15 protein-coding genes are annotated in these 16,402 nt (G+C 68.6%); 8 read left to right on the top strand and 7 right to left on the bottom strand.

Translation table 11 applies throughout. The features are described 5' to 3' along the window. Positions 1–30 precede the first annotated feature (30 nt). Complete coding sequence (locus ACW174_RS17135; RefSeq protein ID WP_492015565.1) at positions 31–1,002, bottom strand: NAD(P)H-quinone oxidoreductase; 972 nt, start codon at positions 1,000–1,002, stop codon at positions 31–33. A 61-nt stretch (positions 1,003–1,063) separates the two neighbouring features. Here ACW174_RS17135 and ACW174_RS17130 point away from each other — a divergent pair, with 61 nt between their 5' ends. From ACW174_RS17130 to ACW174_RS17120, 3 genes are all read left to right on the top strand, one after another. Then, positions 1,064–1,288: a DUF1192 domain-containing protein gene (locus ACW174_RS17130; RefSeq protein ID WP_492015564.1), complete on the top strand. Its 225-nt coding sequence runs from the start codon at positions 1,064–1,066 to the stop codon at positions 1,286–1,288. 112 nt (positions 1,289–1,400) lie between these two features. Further along, on the top strand, positions 1,401–1,919 hold the full coding sequence (gene rcdA / locus ACW174_RS17125) for a protease adaptor protein RcdA (RefSeq protein ID WP_492015563.1): 519 nt from the start codon (positions 1,401–1,403) through the stop codon (positions 1,917–1,919). Beyond that, entirely contained in the window at positions 1,916–2,284 is a 369-nt protein-coding gene (locus ACW174_RS17120) for a hypothetical protein (RefSeq protein ID WP_492015562.1), read from the top strand. The genes rcdA and ACW174_RS17120 overlap by 4 nt, the downstream gene beginning before the upstream one ends. Before the next feature lie 3 nt (positions 2,285–2,287). On the opposite strand, the gene ACW174_RS17115 is transcribed toward ACW174_RS17120, so the two are convergent. Together ACW174_RS17115 and rpmE are read right to left on the bottom strand one after the other, a co-directional pair. Beyond that, positions 2,288–3,847: a L,D-transpeptidase family protein gene (locus ACW174_RS17115; RefSeq protein ID WP_492015561.1), complete on the bottom strand. Its 1,560-nt coding sequence runs from the start codon at positions 3,845–3,847 to the stop codon at positions 2,288–2,290. A 173-nt stretch (positions 3,848–4,020) separates the two neighbouring features. Further along, positions 4,021–4,245 (bottom strand): 50S ribosomal protein L31, encoded by a 225-nt coding sequence (gene rpmE / locus ACW174_RS17110; RefSeq protein WP_492015560.1) that lies wholly within the window; start codon positions 4,243–4,245, stop codon positions 4,021–4,023. A gap of 133 nt (positions 4,246–4,378) precedes the next feature. On the opposite strand from rpmE, the gene ACW174_RS17105 reads away from it, so the two are divergent. Next, a complete protein-coding gene (locus ACW174_RS17105; protein WP_492015559.1) occupies positions 4,379–6,229 on the top strand; it encodes an ABC transporter transmembrane domain-containing protein in 1,851 nt (616 codons plus the stop codon). A gap of 318 nt (positions 6,230–6,547) precedes the next feature. On the opposite strand, the gene ACW174_RS17100 is transcribed toward ACW174_RS17105, so the two are convergent. Both ACW174_RS17100 and ACW174_RS17095 read right to left on the bottom strand, forming a co-directional pair. Continuing rightward, complete coding sequence (locus ACW174_RS17100; RefSeq protein ID WP_492015558.1) at positions 6,548–7,003, bottom strand: MarR family transcriptional regulator; 456 nt, start codon at positions 7,001–7,003, stop codon at positions 6,548–6,550. A 15-nt stretch (positions 7,004–7,018) separates the two neighbouring features. Beyond that, on the bottom strand, positions 7,019–8,308 hold the full coding sequence (locus tag ACW174_RS17095) for a S41 family peptidase (protein WP_492015557.1): 1,290 nt from the start codon (positions 8,306–8,308) through the stop codon (positions 7,019–7,021). A gap of 184 nt (positions 8,309–8,492) precedes the next feature. Here ACW174_RS17095 and ACW174_RS17090 point away from each other — a divergent pair, with 184 nt between their 5' ends. After that, entirely contained in the window at positions 8,493–9,773 is a 1,281-nt protein-coding gene (locus tag ACW174_RS17090; RefSeq protein WP_492015556.1) for a hypothetical protein, read from the top strand. A gap of 63 nt (positions 9,774–9,836) precedes the next feature. Here the strand turns inward: ACW174_RS17090 and ACW174_RS17085 are convergent, their stop codons facing one another. Both ACW174_RS17085 and ACW174_RS17080 read right to left on the bottom strand, forming a co-directional pair. Next, a complete protein-coding gene (locus ACW174_RS17085; RefSeq protein ID WP_492015555.1) occupies positions 9,837–10,880 on the bottom strand; it encodes a 2OG-Fe(II) oxygenase family protein in 1,044 nt (347 codons plus the stop codon). 46 nt (positions 10,881–10,926) lie between these two features. Then, on the bottom strand, positions 10,927–11,481 hold the full coding sequence (locus ACW174_RS17080) for a superoxide dismutase family protein (protein ID WP_492015554.1): 555 nt from the start codon (positions 11,479–11,481) through the stop codon (positions 10,927–10,929). Between the two features lie 123 nt (positions 11,482–11,604). On the opposite strand from ACW174_RS17080, the gene gyrA reads away from it, so the two are divergent. The 3 genes from gyrA (at position 11,605) to ACW174_RS17065 (ending at position 16,365) form a co-directional block, all read left to right on the top strand. Beyond that, complete coding sequence (gyrA, locus tag ACW174_RS17075) at positions 11,605–14,379, top strand: DNA gyrase subunit A (protein WP_492015553.1); 2,775 nt, start codon at positions 11,605–11,607, stop codon at positions 14,377–14,379. A gap of 93 nt (positions 14,380–14,472) precedes the next feature. Next, a complete protein-coding gene (locus tag ACW174_RS17070; RefSeq protein WP_492015552.1) occupies positions 14,473–15,126 on the top strand; it encodes a hypothetical protein in 654 nt (217 codons plus the stop codon). A 12-nt stretch (positions 15,127–15,138) separates the two neighbouring features. Continuing rightward, on the top strand, positions 15,139–16,365 hold the full coding sequence (locus tag ACW174_RS17065; protein ID WP_492015551.1) for a hypothetical protein: 1,227 nt from the start codon (positions 15,139–15,141) through the stop codon (positions 16,363–16,365). The last annotated feature ends 37 nt before the right edge of the window (positions 16,366–16,402 follow it).

The raw sequence follows: 16,402 nt of genomic DNA, 5'->3' as shown, positions 1-16,402 counted from the left end.
CGGGGCGACCTGGAAGAAGCCCGTCGTGATTCAGGTCGTCAGCACGATCTTGCCGATGTGGTCGCCGCCCTCCAGCCGCCGATGCGCCTGTGCGGCCTCTTCCAGAGGGAAGACGGCGTCAACGGGGGGGCGCAGCGCGCCGGACGCGACCCAAGGCCAGGCTATGGCCTCGACCGCCGCGATCAGTCGGGCCTTCTCGTCCGCCGGACGCGCCCTCAGCGTCGAGCCGGTCAGGACGATCCGCTTCAGCATCAGCTTCATCAGGTCGATCTGCGCCATCGCCCCGGTCAGTGTGGCGATGACCACCCAGCGACCGAAGGGCTTCAGCACCGCCTGATTGAGTTCGGCATAGTCCGCGCCCAGCATGTCCAGCACGACATCGGCCCCGCCGAAGTCGCGGATGGCCGCCGTCATGTCGCCCGCCGTGGCGTCAAGGCTGAGGTCCGCACCGAGCGCGCTGGCGGCTTCGGTCTTGGCCGCCCCACGCGACGTCGCGATGACCCTGGCTCCCGCGGCCTTGGCCATCCCGATGGCGGTGACGCCGATTCCGCTGGTGGCCCCGTGAATCAACAGGGTTTCGCCCGCCTTCAGCCCGCCCGCCTCGAACACATTGGCGAAGACGGTGCAGACGGTTTCGGGCAGGCCGGCGGCCTGAACGACGTCGAGGCTTTCCGGGACGGGCAGGGCGTGACGCGCGTCCACGATCACGAGGTCCGCGTAGCCGCCGCCGCCCAGCAGGGCGCAGACGCGGTCGCCGACAGTCCAGCGGGTCACGCCGGCGCCGATCTGATCCACCTCGCCCGCGACCTCCAGACCCAGAATATCGGGCGCGCCCGGCGGGGGCGGGTAGAGGCCGTTGCGCTGGAGCAAATCGGGACGGTTCACGCCCGCGGCGCGCACACGGATGCGAATCTGTCCCGGCCCGGCGACCGGATCAGGCCGGTTCGAAAGCGTCAGCGCTTCCGCAGGGCCCGCGCCGCCCGCGATCTCGATCACCCGCATGAGCCGTCTCGTCCTTGCAATCGTCCGTGTCCGGGGGTTCAGATAGGGGCTGGCGTCCCTGTTGGCCACGAAGGAGGCGATGATGTTCGAGGATCTGGAGCCCCGGCCGGCGCGCGGCGCGCCGCTGATCGCCCTGACACGCGAAGATCTGGACGGCTATTCTGTCGAGGATCTGAAGGATCGGATCGAGACCTTGCAGGCCGAGGTCGCGCGCTCGCAAGCCGCCATCGACGGCAAGTCATCCCAGCGTAACGCCGCGGATGCGCTGTTCAATTTCAAGGGCTGATCGTTTTCCCCGGTCGCGTGCATGGCACGGGCGTTGCAGTCGGCTGTCCGACCGCGCGCAACCGTGCCGGCCGTGATACGGATGCTTGTATTCCATGAGTTTGGCTGAGTTCATGTCTAACGACGACCCCACCCTCCTGACGTCGACAGGCCGCAGCCGCGAAGCGGTGGTGGACGATTTCGCGCGTTCGGAACTGTTCGACCGCACCTTCCGGGAGGGCATGGAACTGGTCGAGGAGACCGCCGCCTATCTGGACGGGGACGGCCGCCGGGAGTCCAAGCTGCTGTCGCGCGCGGCGGCTCTGGCCTATGCGGGCGAGAGCATGAAGCTGACGACGCGGCTGATGCAGATCGCGTCCTGGCTGCTGGTGCAGCGGGCGGTGCGGGAAGGGGACATGTCAGCGCGGCTCGCGTGTGAGCCTCGCTATCGTCTGGCCGAGCGCAAGATCGAGGCCGAGCCGACCCACGCGGAACTGCCCATCGCCCTCGTCGAGTATCTGGTCCGGTCCGAGCGCCTGTACGACCGCGTCCTGCATCTGGACCGCAAGATGTACGTCGACGCGCCCGAGGAAGAGGCCATCAATCCGGTGCAGAGCCAGCTTGATCGACTGACGGCGGCGTTCCGTCAGTGAAGGGCAAGTGGCGACTGCTGATCGCTCTGGGCGTCACCGCCGCCGTCGTGGTCGGTCTGGCGATGGCGTGGGTCTTCAGCGGGCGCGCGCTGGTCATTATCGATAACCGCAGCGATACGGCCCTGAACCTGTCGGTCGAGACCGCCAACGCGGGCCAGTTCTCCTGGGCGGGGGAGCTTGCGCCGAGGCGTCGGGTGATCCGGACCGCCCGCTTTTCGGACAACAGCTTCATCATCGTCTGCCGGGATGCCGAGGGCATCTACCGGCAGCGCGGAGGCTATATAACCAGCCGCATGCTTCAACGCGTCGATATCGTTGCGGCAAGCTGCAGTTCGGTAAGGATCGACGTTCGGTCGATCCCCTGAACCCTACGGCCCGACGTCGTTGGCGACGTTGCGGCCGTCATCGACCGCGCGGGGCAGGCTGACGCCGATGCCCAGCGCCTGCGCCAGCTTGGAATCACGCTCGTAGACGTCCTCGCGGAAGGCGACGCGGCCCTGACCGTCGACGAAGGCGGTCCAGTAGAGCAGACGCACGCCGATCTCGCGACCGGTCTGGATCCGCTTGGTCTCGCGCGTGTCCTGGGCCGTGTCGAACTGGCCCAGCAGGGCCGGATCGGGGGACAGCAGCAGGCGGGCGAAGTCGACCGCATTCTGGACCCGCACACAGCCGTGGCTGCGCTGGCGCATGGACAGGTTGAAGGCCGCCTTGGACGGAGTGTCGTGCAGGAAGATGGCGTAGCTGTCGCGCAGTTCGAACTTCACATAGCCGAGCGCGGCGGTCGGACCGGCGCGCTGGATGACCGTGCCGTTCTGGACGTACATGTTCTGGCTGGCCAGATAGCCGGGGCCGCGCGGCAGGATCTCGCGACGCGCGATGCCGGCCGGGACGTACCAGGGCGGATTGGCGACGACCGAGGCGAACGGCTTCTCAAGGCTGGGCGTCTGGTTCTCGGGCGAGCCGACGACGACGCGGTTGGAGTGAACCGGACGGTTGTCCTTCCAGTAGACCATGATGGCGGCGGCGGTGTTGACCTCGATCCGTTCGGCCTGGACTTCGCGCTTCAGCCAGCGGCGGCGTTCCAGGTTCAGGGCGATCTGGCGGGCGCGGTCCTCGGCGGAGGCGGACAGCGAGCGCTGGGTGCCCGTGCCGATGCGACCGTCGGCGCCGAGGCCGTGGCGGGCCTGGAAGCTGCGGACGCCGGCTTGCAGGTCGGGGCCGTAGACATTGCCCATGGCGCTGATCCGCGCGCCGTCGGCGGCGGACAGGTCGCCCTCGGCCACGAGGCGCTGAACGATGGCGGGGATGCGGCTGTCGCTGCCGCCCGGTTCGATGTTGGCGCCGACGCGGAAGGCGGGCCAGCCGCCGCCGCTGCTGATCAGGCGGCGATAGCGGACATAGCCCGCGGACAGGTTGGAATAGCCGATGTCAGTCGGGGCCAGGCCCTCGAACCAGTCGAGCAGGCGGTTGGTGGCCAGGGCGTCGTTCAGACCGGCGGGCAGGTCGACGCGGTTCTTCTGCATCTCCCACAGATCCTCGACCGTCTCGGGCCGGACGCGGCCCTCGGCGAGGACGCGGGCATAGGTCAGAGCCGCGGCGGTGGTCTTCATCTCACCGCTGTTGCGGTCGGAGGACAGGGCGGCGAAGTCGAAGAAGTCGGCCTGGGACAGGCCGTGCCGCTCGGCGCGGCCGGCGGAGGACTGGAGCGCGCGCAGGCGATCGGCGGTCCAGACCGGGCGCCAGCCATTGGTTTCGTAGAAGGTGCGCACGTCCGGCTGGATCGCGGCGGGAAGGCGGGCCAGCTGGTCGTTGAAGCTGTCGTAGAAGGCGACCGCGCCCGGATCACGGGTCTGCGCCAGCGCGCCCGCGCCGACCGAGGACGCCAGCGCCGAAATCGCCGCGCCCAGACCCAATTGCCGTCGATTCATCACGTCGCTCTTCGTCCGTTTCGTCGCACGGACACAACGCCCACGCCCCGAAGGTCCAACGCCGGGACATTATCGGCGTTCCGGCCAAACAGAAAGGCGCCGGTCCGCGGGACCGACGCCTTCTGTGTCGTGTTGCGCTGTGGGTGTGGCTGGAAAGCCAGACCCGAAGCCGCCTACTTCTTGATGAAGCCGGCGAACTTGTTGTTGAAGCGCGAAACGCGGCCGCCGCGGTCCAGCATGTGCTGGTTGCCGCCGGTCCAGGCCGGGTGGGTCGAGGGATCGATGTCCAGGTTCAGGGTCGCGCCCTCTTTCCCGTAGGTCGAACGGGTCTGGTAGGAGCTGCCATCGGTCATCACCACGGTGATGAAGTGGTAGTCGGGGTGCGTATCCGCCTTCATGGTCGTCGTCCGGTCGCTGCGCGGTGACGATGCCGACCGTCGGTGCGCGTAAAATGAGAAACCCGCCACGGAAGCGGCGGGAGTGAGCGGCGGCGTTTACACCGGGGGCCGATCCGGGGCAAGAGGCGCGGCCATGACCGATACAAACGCGCCCACGACCCACGACGCCGACCTGCGGGGACGGCCCGGAGCGGGCGCCTTGCTGGCCGAACAGATGTCCGAGGCGGGCGACCGGCGCGAGAAACGCCGCGATGTGCGGCCGCTGGGCCGGCTTCTGCCCTACGCCCTGAAGCACAAAGGCCATCTGGCGATGGCGGCGGTCTGGCTGATTCTCTCGACCGCGGCCTCGCTGGGCCTGACGGCGACGGCGCGGGGGGCCATCGACCAAGGGTTCGAGAACGGCGGCGCGGGGCTGAACGTCTGGTTCCTGGTGCTGGGCGCCAACGCCGTCTTCCTGGGCTTGGCGACAGCGGTCCGCTATTTCTATGTGACCAAGACGGGCGAGCGCGTCGTGGCCGACCTGCGCAAGGGGCTGTTCGACCGCATCCTGACGCTGGATCCCGCCTTCTATGCGAAGATCCGCACCGGCGAGGTCCTTAGTCGCCTGACCACGGACATCGCCCTGGTCGAGACGCTGATGACGACCTCGGTGTCGTTCGCCCTGCGCAACTTCCTGACCCTGATCGGCGGCACCATCCTGCTGTTCGTGGTCAGTCCCAAGCTGACCGGGCTGGTGCTGCTGGTGGTGCCGCTGCTGCTGGGGCCGATCTTCCTGTTCGGCCGCCGGGTACGCAAGCTGACCGTGGCGACCCAGGACCGGTTCGCCAGCGCCGTCGGCTTCGCGGGCGAGAGCGTGGACGCCATCGAGACGGTGCAGGCCTTCGGCCGGGTCGCCACCTCGGTCAACCGCTTCGGCGCGGCGGTCGAGGATGCGTTCAGCGCCTCGCTGATCCGCATGAAGGCGCGGGCGCTGATGACCGCCATGATCATCGTGGTGATGTTCGGCGGCGTGACCCTGGTGCTGTGGCTGGGCGCGCAGGACGTGATCTCCGGGCGGATGAGCCCGGGCGCCCTGTTGCAGTTCGTGCTGCTGTCGGTGTTCGCGGCGGGCGCCGTGGGAGCGCTGGGCGAGAGCTGGGGCGATGTGCAGAAGGCCGCGGGCGCCATGGAGCGGATCGACGAACTGATGCGGGCGCAGGCGGCCATCGCGGCCCCCGCGACGCCCACGGCCCTGCCGCAGCCGGCGACGGGCGAGGTGTCGATGTCGGCGGTGGGGTTCGCCTATCCGGGTCGTCCCGACCTGCCCGCCCTGAAGGGTTTCAGCCTGACGGTGCGACCGGGCGAGACGGTGGCGCTGGTCGGGCCGTCGGGGGCGGGCAAGTCGACCGTCTTCCGCCTGCTGCTGCGCTTCTATGATCCGCAGTCGGGCGTGGTGTCGGTGGACGGGGTGGACGTGCGCGACGCCGATCCGGTCGAGGTCCGGGATCGCTTCGCCTGGGTGTCGCAGGAGGCCCCGCTGTTCTCGGGTTCCGCGTTGGAAAACATCCGCTTCGGTCGCGAGGATGCGAGCGTGGACGAGGTCCGCGCCGCCGCCGAGGAGGCCCAGGCGCTGGGCTTCATCGAGGCCCTGCCGGAGCAGTTCGACACTCCGCTGGGCGAGCGCGGCAAGAGCCTGTCCGGCGGCCAGCGGCAGCGTCTGGCGATCGCCCGGGCGCTGGTGCGCGAGGCGCCGATCCTGCTGCTGGACGAGGCCACCTCGGCGCTGGACGCCGAGAGCGAGCGGCTGGTGCAGGCGGCGCTGGATCAGGCGATGCAGAACCGCACGACCATCGTCATCGCCCACCGTCTGGCGACGGTGCTGCGCGCCGACCGCATCGTGGTGATGGAGGACGGCCGGGTGGTCGAGGAGGGCACGCACGCCGCCCTGATCGCCAAGGGCGGACTGTACGCCCACCTCGCGGAGCTGCAGTTCAAGGGCGGGTGAATTCGTTTTTTTTCAATTCCGGTCGAAAACGAGAAGACTCCAACTTCAAATCAAACACGACCGCGCAGGGCGAAAAGGCGTGGTGAAGGACGATGTCAAAGACCCGGACGGGCATCCTAGGGCATTGATGCGTCAGATTTGGACGTGCGGCTTCCGCGGCGGCCTTGCCTTGGGCGAGAGTGTTGCCGAGGTTTGACACCGCGTCCTTGGGCGAAGGCGGCGCGATATTTGCTCATCATGTTCCGGGGATCGTGCGCCAGTTGGCGAGACTGCGGGGTTCGGCCGGGATGAACACTCTCCAGAGCTCCGCCCGGACGGTCAGATTCCCATCCGGTCGATCAGGGGGCGGGCCTTGAGGGCGGCGACGGCGCGGGTGAGGGTGTCGAACACGGGTCCCGCCTCCGCCTCCATTTCCGCATAGGCGCGCTCGAAGGCCGCATCCAGACTGTCGAGCAGCGCCAGTTGCTCGCGGCCCTTGTCGGAAATCTCGATCAGGATGACGCGCTGATCGTCCGGGCTGGGCCGGCGGCTGATCAGGCCCAGTTTCAGCAGCTTGGGCATCTTCTGCTGGATGAGCTGGTGCGAGCGATCCAGGGCGCGGACGAGGTCAGCGGCGGAAACGGGCCCCAGCGTCGAGATGGCGCCCAGCAGGGAAGAGGACTTGACCGGAATGATGAGGCCGGCGCGCGCGAACACCTGAGCCGACTGCTGCTCGATCAGGTCGCTGAGTTGCTCGCTGAGGCGCCCCAGGAAGGTGCGGTTCAGTTCGATCATCGGGCCCACAGCTCCTCAATCCAGGCGGCGGTACGTGGTTGTGTCGCCGGCTTTGAAGACCCGCTGGAGACCGCTGACACGACCGTTGTCACGCACCAGCCGGAACCGGTAGTCATCCGTTCCCTCGACCGCAAACAGATCCTGTCCAATCGGTGCGAGGGCGACAACGAAGCGATCGCGCCAGTGATAGGCCAAGCCGGTTGAGGTGCGAACCAGCGCTCGCCCCTCATAGGTCCCGGCCGCCTCATCCAGATCTGACGCGCTGACGAGGCGGCCGGCCATGGCGAAGTCGATCGGGGTGAGCGCCCAGCGCGCGTCGGCATCGCCCGCCTCGGCGCGGCTTTGGAGCAGAAATTTCTGCGCCGCCAGAAGGGCGCCCGAAGCCGGGACGAGGATATCGGGCGTGACGCCGACGCCCTCAAAATCCCCGCCGTCCACCGGATCGCGAATCTGACCGAACGGCACCTGCAGCATGAAGTGGTCGTCGATGGGGACCTGGGTGACCGGATGGGCGCCGCCGGCGGTCTGTTCGCCGATGAGGGTCGCCCGGCCGAGCTTCTGCAGCGAGAAGGCCATCCATTCGGCGGCGGAGAAGGACGTTGATCCGGTCAGCACGACGACCGGGATGTTCGGCGACCGCTGACCGGTCACCGCGGCCAGATTCCACTGGCTGCGCTCCACGCGGACCCCATTCTCATTGTAGAAATAGTCGAAGAATTTCTGCTCTTTGCCTGCGGGGTAGAGGTAGCTCATCAGCAACTGCGCCATCTCCAGCGTGCCGCCGTTGTTGTAGCGAAGATCGATAATGAGCCCGTCTGCGCCTTCGGCGAAGCGCATGGCCCCGGCCGCGATGTCCTGGGCGTATTGCGGATCGGCGAAGAAATCGAACCGGATGTAGGCCAGCCCGCCGTCGAGGAGACGGGCGTCGCGGAAGCCGAAACTGGCTGCGCGTTCGCGGTCGCGCTGCGCCTGAGTGGTCGCCTCATCCGCAGATCTGGCCCGGTCAGCGGTGACTTCGCCCGGATCGAACGTGACCGCGAAGTGAAGATCGTCGCTGGCCTTGAGCAGCCCTTGGGTGAGGGTTTCGGTGAACCGCCGACTGTCGACGGGTTCGGACTGAACCCGCGTGGCCAGTTCGGCGGAGATGGCGGGGATGCGGTCCGGGAAGACGTACTGCGCGCGTAGCGCGGCCTCGAGGCGAGAGAAAAGCTGTCGCTGGGCGGCGCGGTCAAGGGTCTGGGCGGCGACCGCAGCCGGAGCGAGGGTCATGACCGCGAGCAGGCAGGCGAAGAGGCGGAGAAGCATCGGATGGTCCACTCTAAAACATATTGCGCAATATGTTGTGCAGTAGCTTGATGTCAATCTCGCATTGGCTTCGACCAGAAGGCCGCCCCGCACGGGGCGCGCAGATAAATACGAGTTCATTGGGTTTCCGGTCCGGCACTGGTTAAGGCAGGTCGGGTTCGATCGAGATTTCCGGGGGGAGACGATGTCTGGAGTTTGCTGGAGTTTGTCAGCGGTGCTGCTCGCCGGTCTGGGCGCGCTGGCGACCGGCGCCGCCGCGCAGGACCCGGCGCCGCCGCCCTTTCAGGCGCACCTCGCCCAGTTGCTCGAACCTCTTGAGGTCAGTTCGACCGGGTTTTCGGGCGCGGGGGCGACGACCCTGTCCGAGGCCGTCGCCGGCAGTCGTTATGTGCTGATCGGCGAGAGCCATTTGAGCCGGGAGATCCCCCTGTTCACGACCGGGGTCTGCCGCCTGATGGCGCCGGCCGGCTTGACCGCCATGGCCATCGAGACCGGTCCGGAGGCCGCCCGCGTCGTGGACTCCCTGATGCGATCAGCGGATCGTGAGGCCCGGATGGACGCGTTCGCGCGTCGGCACCCGGACGGGGTGGCCTTCTACAACGGGAGCGATGAAGTCCGGACGGCGGGCGACTGCGCGGCCGCCGCCGGCCCCGACTTCGCGCTGTGGGGCCTCGATCAGGAATTCCTCGGGGCCAGCGGTCACCTGCTTGAGCAGATGCTGGCTTCCAACCCCGGCCCCGTCGCCCGCGCCGCCCTGACGGGGCTGGCCGAACAGGATCAGGCCGCGACCGTCGCGGCGCGCGCCTCGGGCTCTCCTGTCGACCTGTTCCTGCTGTCGGCCTCGCAGGATGCGCTCGATCAGGCCGCCGCCGCCATCGCACAGGACGGAGGAGAGCCTGTCCGGTCCCTGTTCGGCCTGCTCACAGAGAGCCGCGCCATCTATCAGGCGTCGCAGAGCCGACAGGGTGACCCCAACGGCCGCCGGGCGCGGTTGATGAAGCGCACCCTGGCCGCCCATCTCTCTGACCATCCCGGCGCGCGGGTTCTGATGAAATTCGGCGCCTGGCACGGTTACAAGTCGCTCAATCCGCTCGATCAACGCGATCTCGGCGCCTATGTGGCCGAGCGAGCCGAGGGCGAGGGCGTCACGGCCCTGCATGTTATCGTGCTGGGGGCCGCGGGCGCCGAAGCCGGCTATAATGGCGTCGGCCGCCCGAGGGCCGTCCACGCCTTCGATGTCCTGACCGACGAAGACCCGGACTGGCGCAAGGATGTGACGCTGGCGCGAGCGCCCGACGTCGCGCCGGACGCCTGGATGCTGATCGATCTGCGCCGGTTGAGGGCCCAGGGGCTGGCGTCCCTTCCGACGGAATGGCGCCAACTGGCGCTGGGATATGACATCGCCATCCTGGCCCCGACGTTCACCGCCTCCAGCGTGCTCGGGGTCGAGGCGGACGCCCGCTGATCCGGCCCTGTCAGGGGCGGTCCCGCGCCCCCATCGCCCGGAACAGCGTCCCGGGTCCGGACGTCACGCCGTCAGCGCCGGGTCGAGATATTTGAGGTTCTCCTCGCGCACCCTGGCCGACGCCTCGTCGTAGAGGAAGGGCAGGAAGGCGAAGCGTTCGCCGCGGGTGACCGGGGTGGCCTCGTGCAGGATCGAGCAGGAGAAGACGCAGGCGCCGCCGGGGGGCGGGCGGTAGGTGCGGTCGCCGAACTCGGGGAAGCGCAGGTCGCCGCCGTCATAGTCGCTGTTCAAATTGATCGAGACGGCGAAGCGGCGGTGGGCGGTGCCCTTGGTGGTGTTGTCGCGATGCGGGCGGAAGAAGCCGCCGGTTTCGGCGTCGTAGCGGGCGACCAGATAGCGCTCGATGCGCGTCGGCTGGAAGTTGAAGGCCTTCCGGATCTGGGGGATCAGGCGGCGGGTCAGGCGGGCGACGACCTGTTTCTGAAGCAGCTCGTCCTCGACCAGGACGTCGGAGCGGCGCTTGTGCTGGTCGTTCATCATCAGGGTGGTGACGCCGTCGATCTCGCGCATGAAGCCCGACGGTTCGCCGCCGGTCCGGCGATAGAGGTCGATCAGGCGCTCGCAGAAGCCGGGCTCGAAGATGCGCGGGGTGACCAGCACCGGGGCCATGGCCGGGAAGCCGCCGTGGTGCGAGGGCGGGGGCAGTCTGGCGATGCGGTCGAGCAGGGCGGGCGCGCCTTCGGGCCCGACCGTGCCGATGACGTGCAGGGCCGGGTCGATGAGGAACCAGCGCTCGGCCTCGACGGCGCCGTACAGGGCGGCGGCGGAGGCGTCGGGGTCGAACAGGAAGCGCAGGCCGGGCAGGCTGTCCTGACGGCTGTCGCGCTGGTCGTCCTCGCCGACGATCAGGACGAAGGCGCTGGCGTGCAGGTCGTTGAACGGCGCGCGGGCGGCCTCGAGGGCGGCGACGGCGCGAGCGACGGCCGGACCGGCCGGCACCACGGCAAGGACGAGATAGCGACCCGCCGCCGTGTCGAGGACATAGCGGGGATTGCTGACCCCCTGGGCGGAGAAGGTCGGTGCGGGGTCGCCGAAAAGCAGGGCCATTCCGCTACGATGCGCGGAATAGCCCTGACCTTTCAAGCCCGAAGGTTCAGGAGACGGGTTCGAACACGCCGCAGGCGATGCGGGCGCCCGCGCCGCCGATGGGCTGGCTGACATGATCGTCGGCATTGGCGTGGACCAGGAAGGACAGGCCCTCGGTCGACGTCACCTCGGTGGAGCCCAGATAGACTTCGGCGTGGGCCGAGCCGTCGGCGGCGGCGTGGACATTCTGCAGGTCGCCCAGGTCGGGGCCGGCGCTGTTCAGCAGGCCGTGCGGCATGGCGTGCTCCGCGTGGTTGACGTGGGCGCCCGCCGAGGTGAAGCCCGGGCCTTCGCACTTGCCGACGGCGTGAAGGTGGACGCCGTGCCAGCCGGCCGGCCAGCCCTGACCCTCGACCCGGAACAGCAGGCCGCGCGGGCCCTGGAAGGCGGTCACGGTCCCGGCGGCGGCGCCGTCGGCGGTCTTCAGCTCGGCCCGCGAGACGGGTTCGGGCGCGGGGGCGGGAGCCGGCGTCGGGGCGGGGGCGGCGGACTGCGCCAGGGCCGCAGCGCAGCCCATCGTCAGAGGCGTGGCGAGGGCGGCGGCGAGAAGGAGCTGGCGCATGGTCGAAAATCCCTGTGTGTAAGCTCGGAACGGGGGCGTTCCTTTTGCGTAAGGAGGCCCCGGATGCTAGAAAACCGGACAGCGGATCACGTTCCGATTCCGGCCATTTAAAGCCCGATTTCCTTGACCGACGACACCTACGATAACGCCGCAGCCCCGAAGGGCGGCGACATCTCCACCATCACCATCGAAGACGAACTGCGCCGTTCGTATCTCGACTACGCCATGAGCGTGATCGTGAGCCGGGCGCTGCCGGACGCGCGCGACGGCCTGAAGCCGGTGCATCGCCGCATCCTGTATTCGATGCACGACCTGAAGATGTCGCCCGAGAAGTCGTATTCGAAGTGCGCGCGCGTGGTCGGTGACGTTCTGGGTCGCTTCCACCCGCACGGCGACGCCTCGGTCTATATGGCGCTGGTCCGCATGGCCCAGCCGTTCTCGATGGGGCTGATGCTGGTCGACGGCCAAGGCAATTTCGGCTCGGTCGACGGCGATATGCCGGCCTCGATGCGTTACACCGAGGCCCGGATGGCGCCGGCGGCCGTGGCGCTGCTGGCCGACATCGACAAGGACACCGTCGATTTCCAGCCGAACTACGACGAGAAGGAGCTGGAGCCGGTCGTCCTGCCGAGCCGGATTCCGAACCTGCTGGTCAACGGCGCGGGCGGCATCGCCGTCGGCATGGCGACCAACATCCCGCCGCACAATCTGGGCGAAGTCGTCGACGCGGCCGTGGCGCTGCTGGACGACGCCGACATCACCGACGACGCCCTGCTGGACATCGTGCCCGGTCCGGACTTCCCGACCGGCGGCGAGATCATGGGCCGCACCGCGCCCCGCAACGCCCTGCGGGACGGCCGCGGCTCGGTCATCGTGCGCGGCAAGGCCTCGATCGAGACGATCCGCAAGGACCGCGAGGCGATCGTGGTCACGGAACTGCCGTTCCAGGTGAACAAGCAGACCCTGATCGAACGCATCGTCGAACTGGTCCGCGAAAAGCGGGTCGAGGGGATCGCCGACGTGCGCGACGAATCCGACCGCGACGGCATGCGGATGGTGATCGAGCTGAAGCGTGACGCCTCGGGCGACGTGGTGCTGAACCAGCTGTGGCGCTTCACGGCCATGCAGTCGTCGTTCGGCGTCAACATGCTGGCGCTGAACCACGGCCGGCCGGAGCAGATGGGCCTGCGCGACCTGCTGCAGATCTTCCTCGACTTCCGCGAGGAGGTGGTGGTCCGCCGCACCAAGTACGAACTGGCCAAGGCCCGCGATCGCGGCCACGTGCTGGTCGGTCTGGCCGTGGCCGTGGCCAATATCGACGAGGTGATCCACATCATCCGCTCGTCGGCCGATCCGACCGAGGCGCGCGAGCGTCTGCAGGCCAAGTCGTGGCCGGTGGGCGACATGATCGCCCTGATCGAACTGATCGCCGACCCGCGCTCGATGCTGGTGGACGGCGACAAGCTGAATCTGACCGACGAACAGGCCCGCGCCATCCTGTCGCTGACCCTGAGCCGCCTGACCGGCCTGGGCCGGGACGACATCTTCTCGGAGGCGCGCAGCCTGGCCGAGACGATCCAGGAGCACCTGACCCTGCTGTCGGACCGCGCCAACATCCTGGCCGTGATCCGCGAGGACCTGATCAAGGTTCGCGACGAGTTCGCCGTGCCGCGCCGCACCCTGATCGGGGAAGGCGACGGGGAGATGGAGGACGAGGACCTGATCCCGCGCGAGGACATGGTCGTCACCGTCACCCACGGCGGCTACGTCAAGCGCGTGGCCCTGAACGCCTATCGGACCCAGCATCGCGGCGGCAAGGGTCGCTCGGGCGTGGCGATGAAGGAAGACGACGCCGTCGTCGGCGTCTTCTCGGCCTCGACCCATACGCCGGTGCTGTTCTTCGCCACCAACGGCAAGGCCTACAAGCTGAAAACCTGGCGTCTGCCGCTGGGCAATCCGCAGTCGCGCGGCAAGGCGTTCGTCAACCTGCTGCCGATCGAGCCGGGCGACAGCATCATGAATGTGCTGCCGCTGCCCGAGGACGAGGCGGACTGGGGCAATTACGACATCATGTTCGCCACCAGCTCGGGCGACGTGCGCCGCAACAAGCTGTCGGACTTCGCCACGGTGAACCGCGCCGGCAAGATCGCGATGAAGCTGGAAGACGGCGACCGCATGGTCGGCGTGGCCCTGTGCACCGGCGAGGACGACGTCATGCTGACGACGGCGCTCGGCCGGGCGATCCGCTTCAAGGCCGACGACGTGCGCGTGTTCAAGGGCCGGGATTCGACCGGGGTGCGCGGCGTGCGGCTGCAGGCCGGGGACGAGGTCATCTCCATGGCCGTGCTGGCCCGCGTGGACGCCACGCCGGAAGAGCGCGCCGCCTACGTCAAACACTCCAACGCCATGCGCAAGGCTCTGGCCGGCGCGGACGCCGAGGATGAGGCGCCGGCGGTCGAGGCCGATGATGAAGCGGTCGCCGACGCGGTGCTGAGCGTCGAGCGGATCGCCGAACTGGGGGCCGCGGAACAGCTGATCCTGACGGTCACCGAAACCGGCTTCGGCAAGCGGTCGTCGGCCTATGAGTATCGCCGCACGGGTCGCGGCGGGCAGGGGCTGACGGCGCACGGTCTGGGCGGTCGCGCGGGCACGCGCCTGGCGGCGGCCTTCCCGGTGCAGGAAGGCGACGACCTGCTGATGGTCACCTCGGGCGGTCAGATGATCCGCACGCCGATGGATCAGGTCCGCATCGTCAGCCGCTCCAGCCAGGGCGTCACCATCTTCAAGACCGGCAAGGACGAGAAGGTCGTCTCGGTCGAACGTCTGCCGGACTCCGGCGGAAGCGGCGAGGATGTGATCGAAGGCGAAGGCGGCGAGATCGAGGGCGGCGAGGACTGATCGCCCGGATCGGCCGCAACTCAGGGTAAAGACTCAACCCTGAGTTTGGTGTAACTCTGTTCTCTGATGTGTTGACGCATCGGGGGATGGGGCATGCCCGACTTGGCGAAGGCCGGAAAGGCCGAAATCTGGCGTCCGGTGCCGGCCGATGAGGCGGGTCTGCCGCGCTACAAGCGGATCTTCCTCGTCAACGCCTATCAGAATGGCGAGTTTGTCAGCCGTGGCCTGGGCTGGTCGGTAAACGGCGCACGGGCGGCCACCGCCGCTCACGTTCTGTCCGGCGACCAGTTCAGGGCCGACAAGTGCGAACTGGTCTGGCTCGCGGCCGGGACCACCGTCACCTCCGCCCTGTGGCAGGCGGACGATGGCTATATCTCGCCGGTCGGAGCGCGACAGAAGGGCTCCGGGTCCGACGTCGCGCGCATCGCGGTCGACCTTCCGCCGCCGCCGCCCTCGAACCCCCTTCCGGCCGTCGCGGTCCTCGAGTTCGTGCGCTGGCGCGATGGCGGGCTGCAGCGGGCCTACAGCGCCTTCAACGAGGTGCTGCCCTTTCTCGGCCATGGCGTGGCGACCGAGCCGGGCGACAGCGGCGGTCCCGTCTTCCTGGGCGATCGCGTCGTCGGGATGGTGCTCGGCAACGCCGCGATCTCGCGAAAATATCTGCCGAAACCGCTGCGGCCCCGGCTCAGCGAGCCGGGCAGCGCGCTGGCGATCACGCCGAATGTCCTGAAATTCCTTCTAACCTGACAGGAGAGCGTCATGTCTCGCATTACCCTCGCCGCCCTCGTGCTCGCTGTTCTCGTGAGCGGCTGCACCCACGTCACAGGGGGCGGATCGCCGCCGAACGGACTGAGCCGCGACAACGCGGTCTATGACACGCGAACAAGCATGGGGCCGTGCCTTGGGCAGGCGCACGCCAGTCTGGCGGGCGCGATCGCGTCCTCGATCGTCGCCAGCGGGGTCAACCGGATTGGCGCCGCCCTGGAGGAAGCCGCCAAGGCGCGTACGGACACCGCCCTGGCCCAGCGCAACCTCCTGCTGAGCAACGGCGGCCAGCTGGGGCCCTGTGTGTTCGTGGCCCGGGGTTGGTTCAACTCCGGCAATGGAAGCGGGAGCGGGCTTGGCGAGTTCGCCGGCGACGCCGCCGCTCTGCGCGGGCTGGGGCTCGATCTCGCCGCCGAGCCCGACTTCTATTTTGAAGGACAGGTGTTCAGCACCCGAAATCGCACGGTCCACACCATCGCGCCGCTGCGCACCTGGTTCGGGGAGCCGCTGGTGACCAACGACATCCGGGGCGACCGGCGTAGCCTTTCGGTGTCCTTCGCCTTCGTGCCCCAGGGCAAGACGGTCACCACCGCGACGGGCGGGACGACGGTGGTCCTCGGAAACATGGAGCCCGGCGACACGCGGGAAAGCGATGCGGTGTGGTGCGCCATGGCCCTGGGCGCCGCCGCCGCCACCGCGCCGTGCACCGGCGCCGAGACCGGCGCCTACGGCTTCGTCCTGGGACAGGAGCAGAGCGAATGGTTTTCAGTGGAGCTGACGCCCGATCTGCAACCGATGACGCTGGCGGCCCTGGTCACGGAGACGCGCGAACCCTCCGCCTTCCTCGGTTTCGTGGCCGCCATCTTCAAGGAGAACCAGGCCGCCATCACCAGCGAAGCCCAGGGCGCGCTTGTCCCGTCCGTGGCCGAGGCGAACCGGGAGGCGGAGCTGACCGCCCGCGATCAGGCGGAAGCGACCTACGATGCCGCCTGGAGCAAGGCCTCCACCACGCTGACGACCTGTGCGGCGGCCGGGAGCGCGCCGGCCACACGTCTGACGGCGCGCACGGACCTTCGGGCCTTCATTCAGGTGGCGAGGCGGGCGGATCGGGTCGTCACGTCCCTGGAAACGCGGCTGGCCGCGATCCGGCTGGACGACGAGACGCACTTCCGTGAGGCCTGCCAAACCGCGTCCACCGCACTGGCGGGTTTCGCGGCCTGAGGCTAATCCGTCGGGGCGCAGGCCCCAACGGAGACGT

It is taken from the genome of Brevundimonas sp. AVps31 (assembly GCF_058681355.1).
This window is presented reverse-complemented; position numbering and strand designations above follow the sequence as displayed.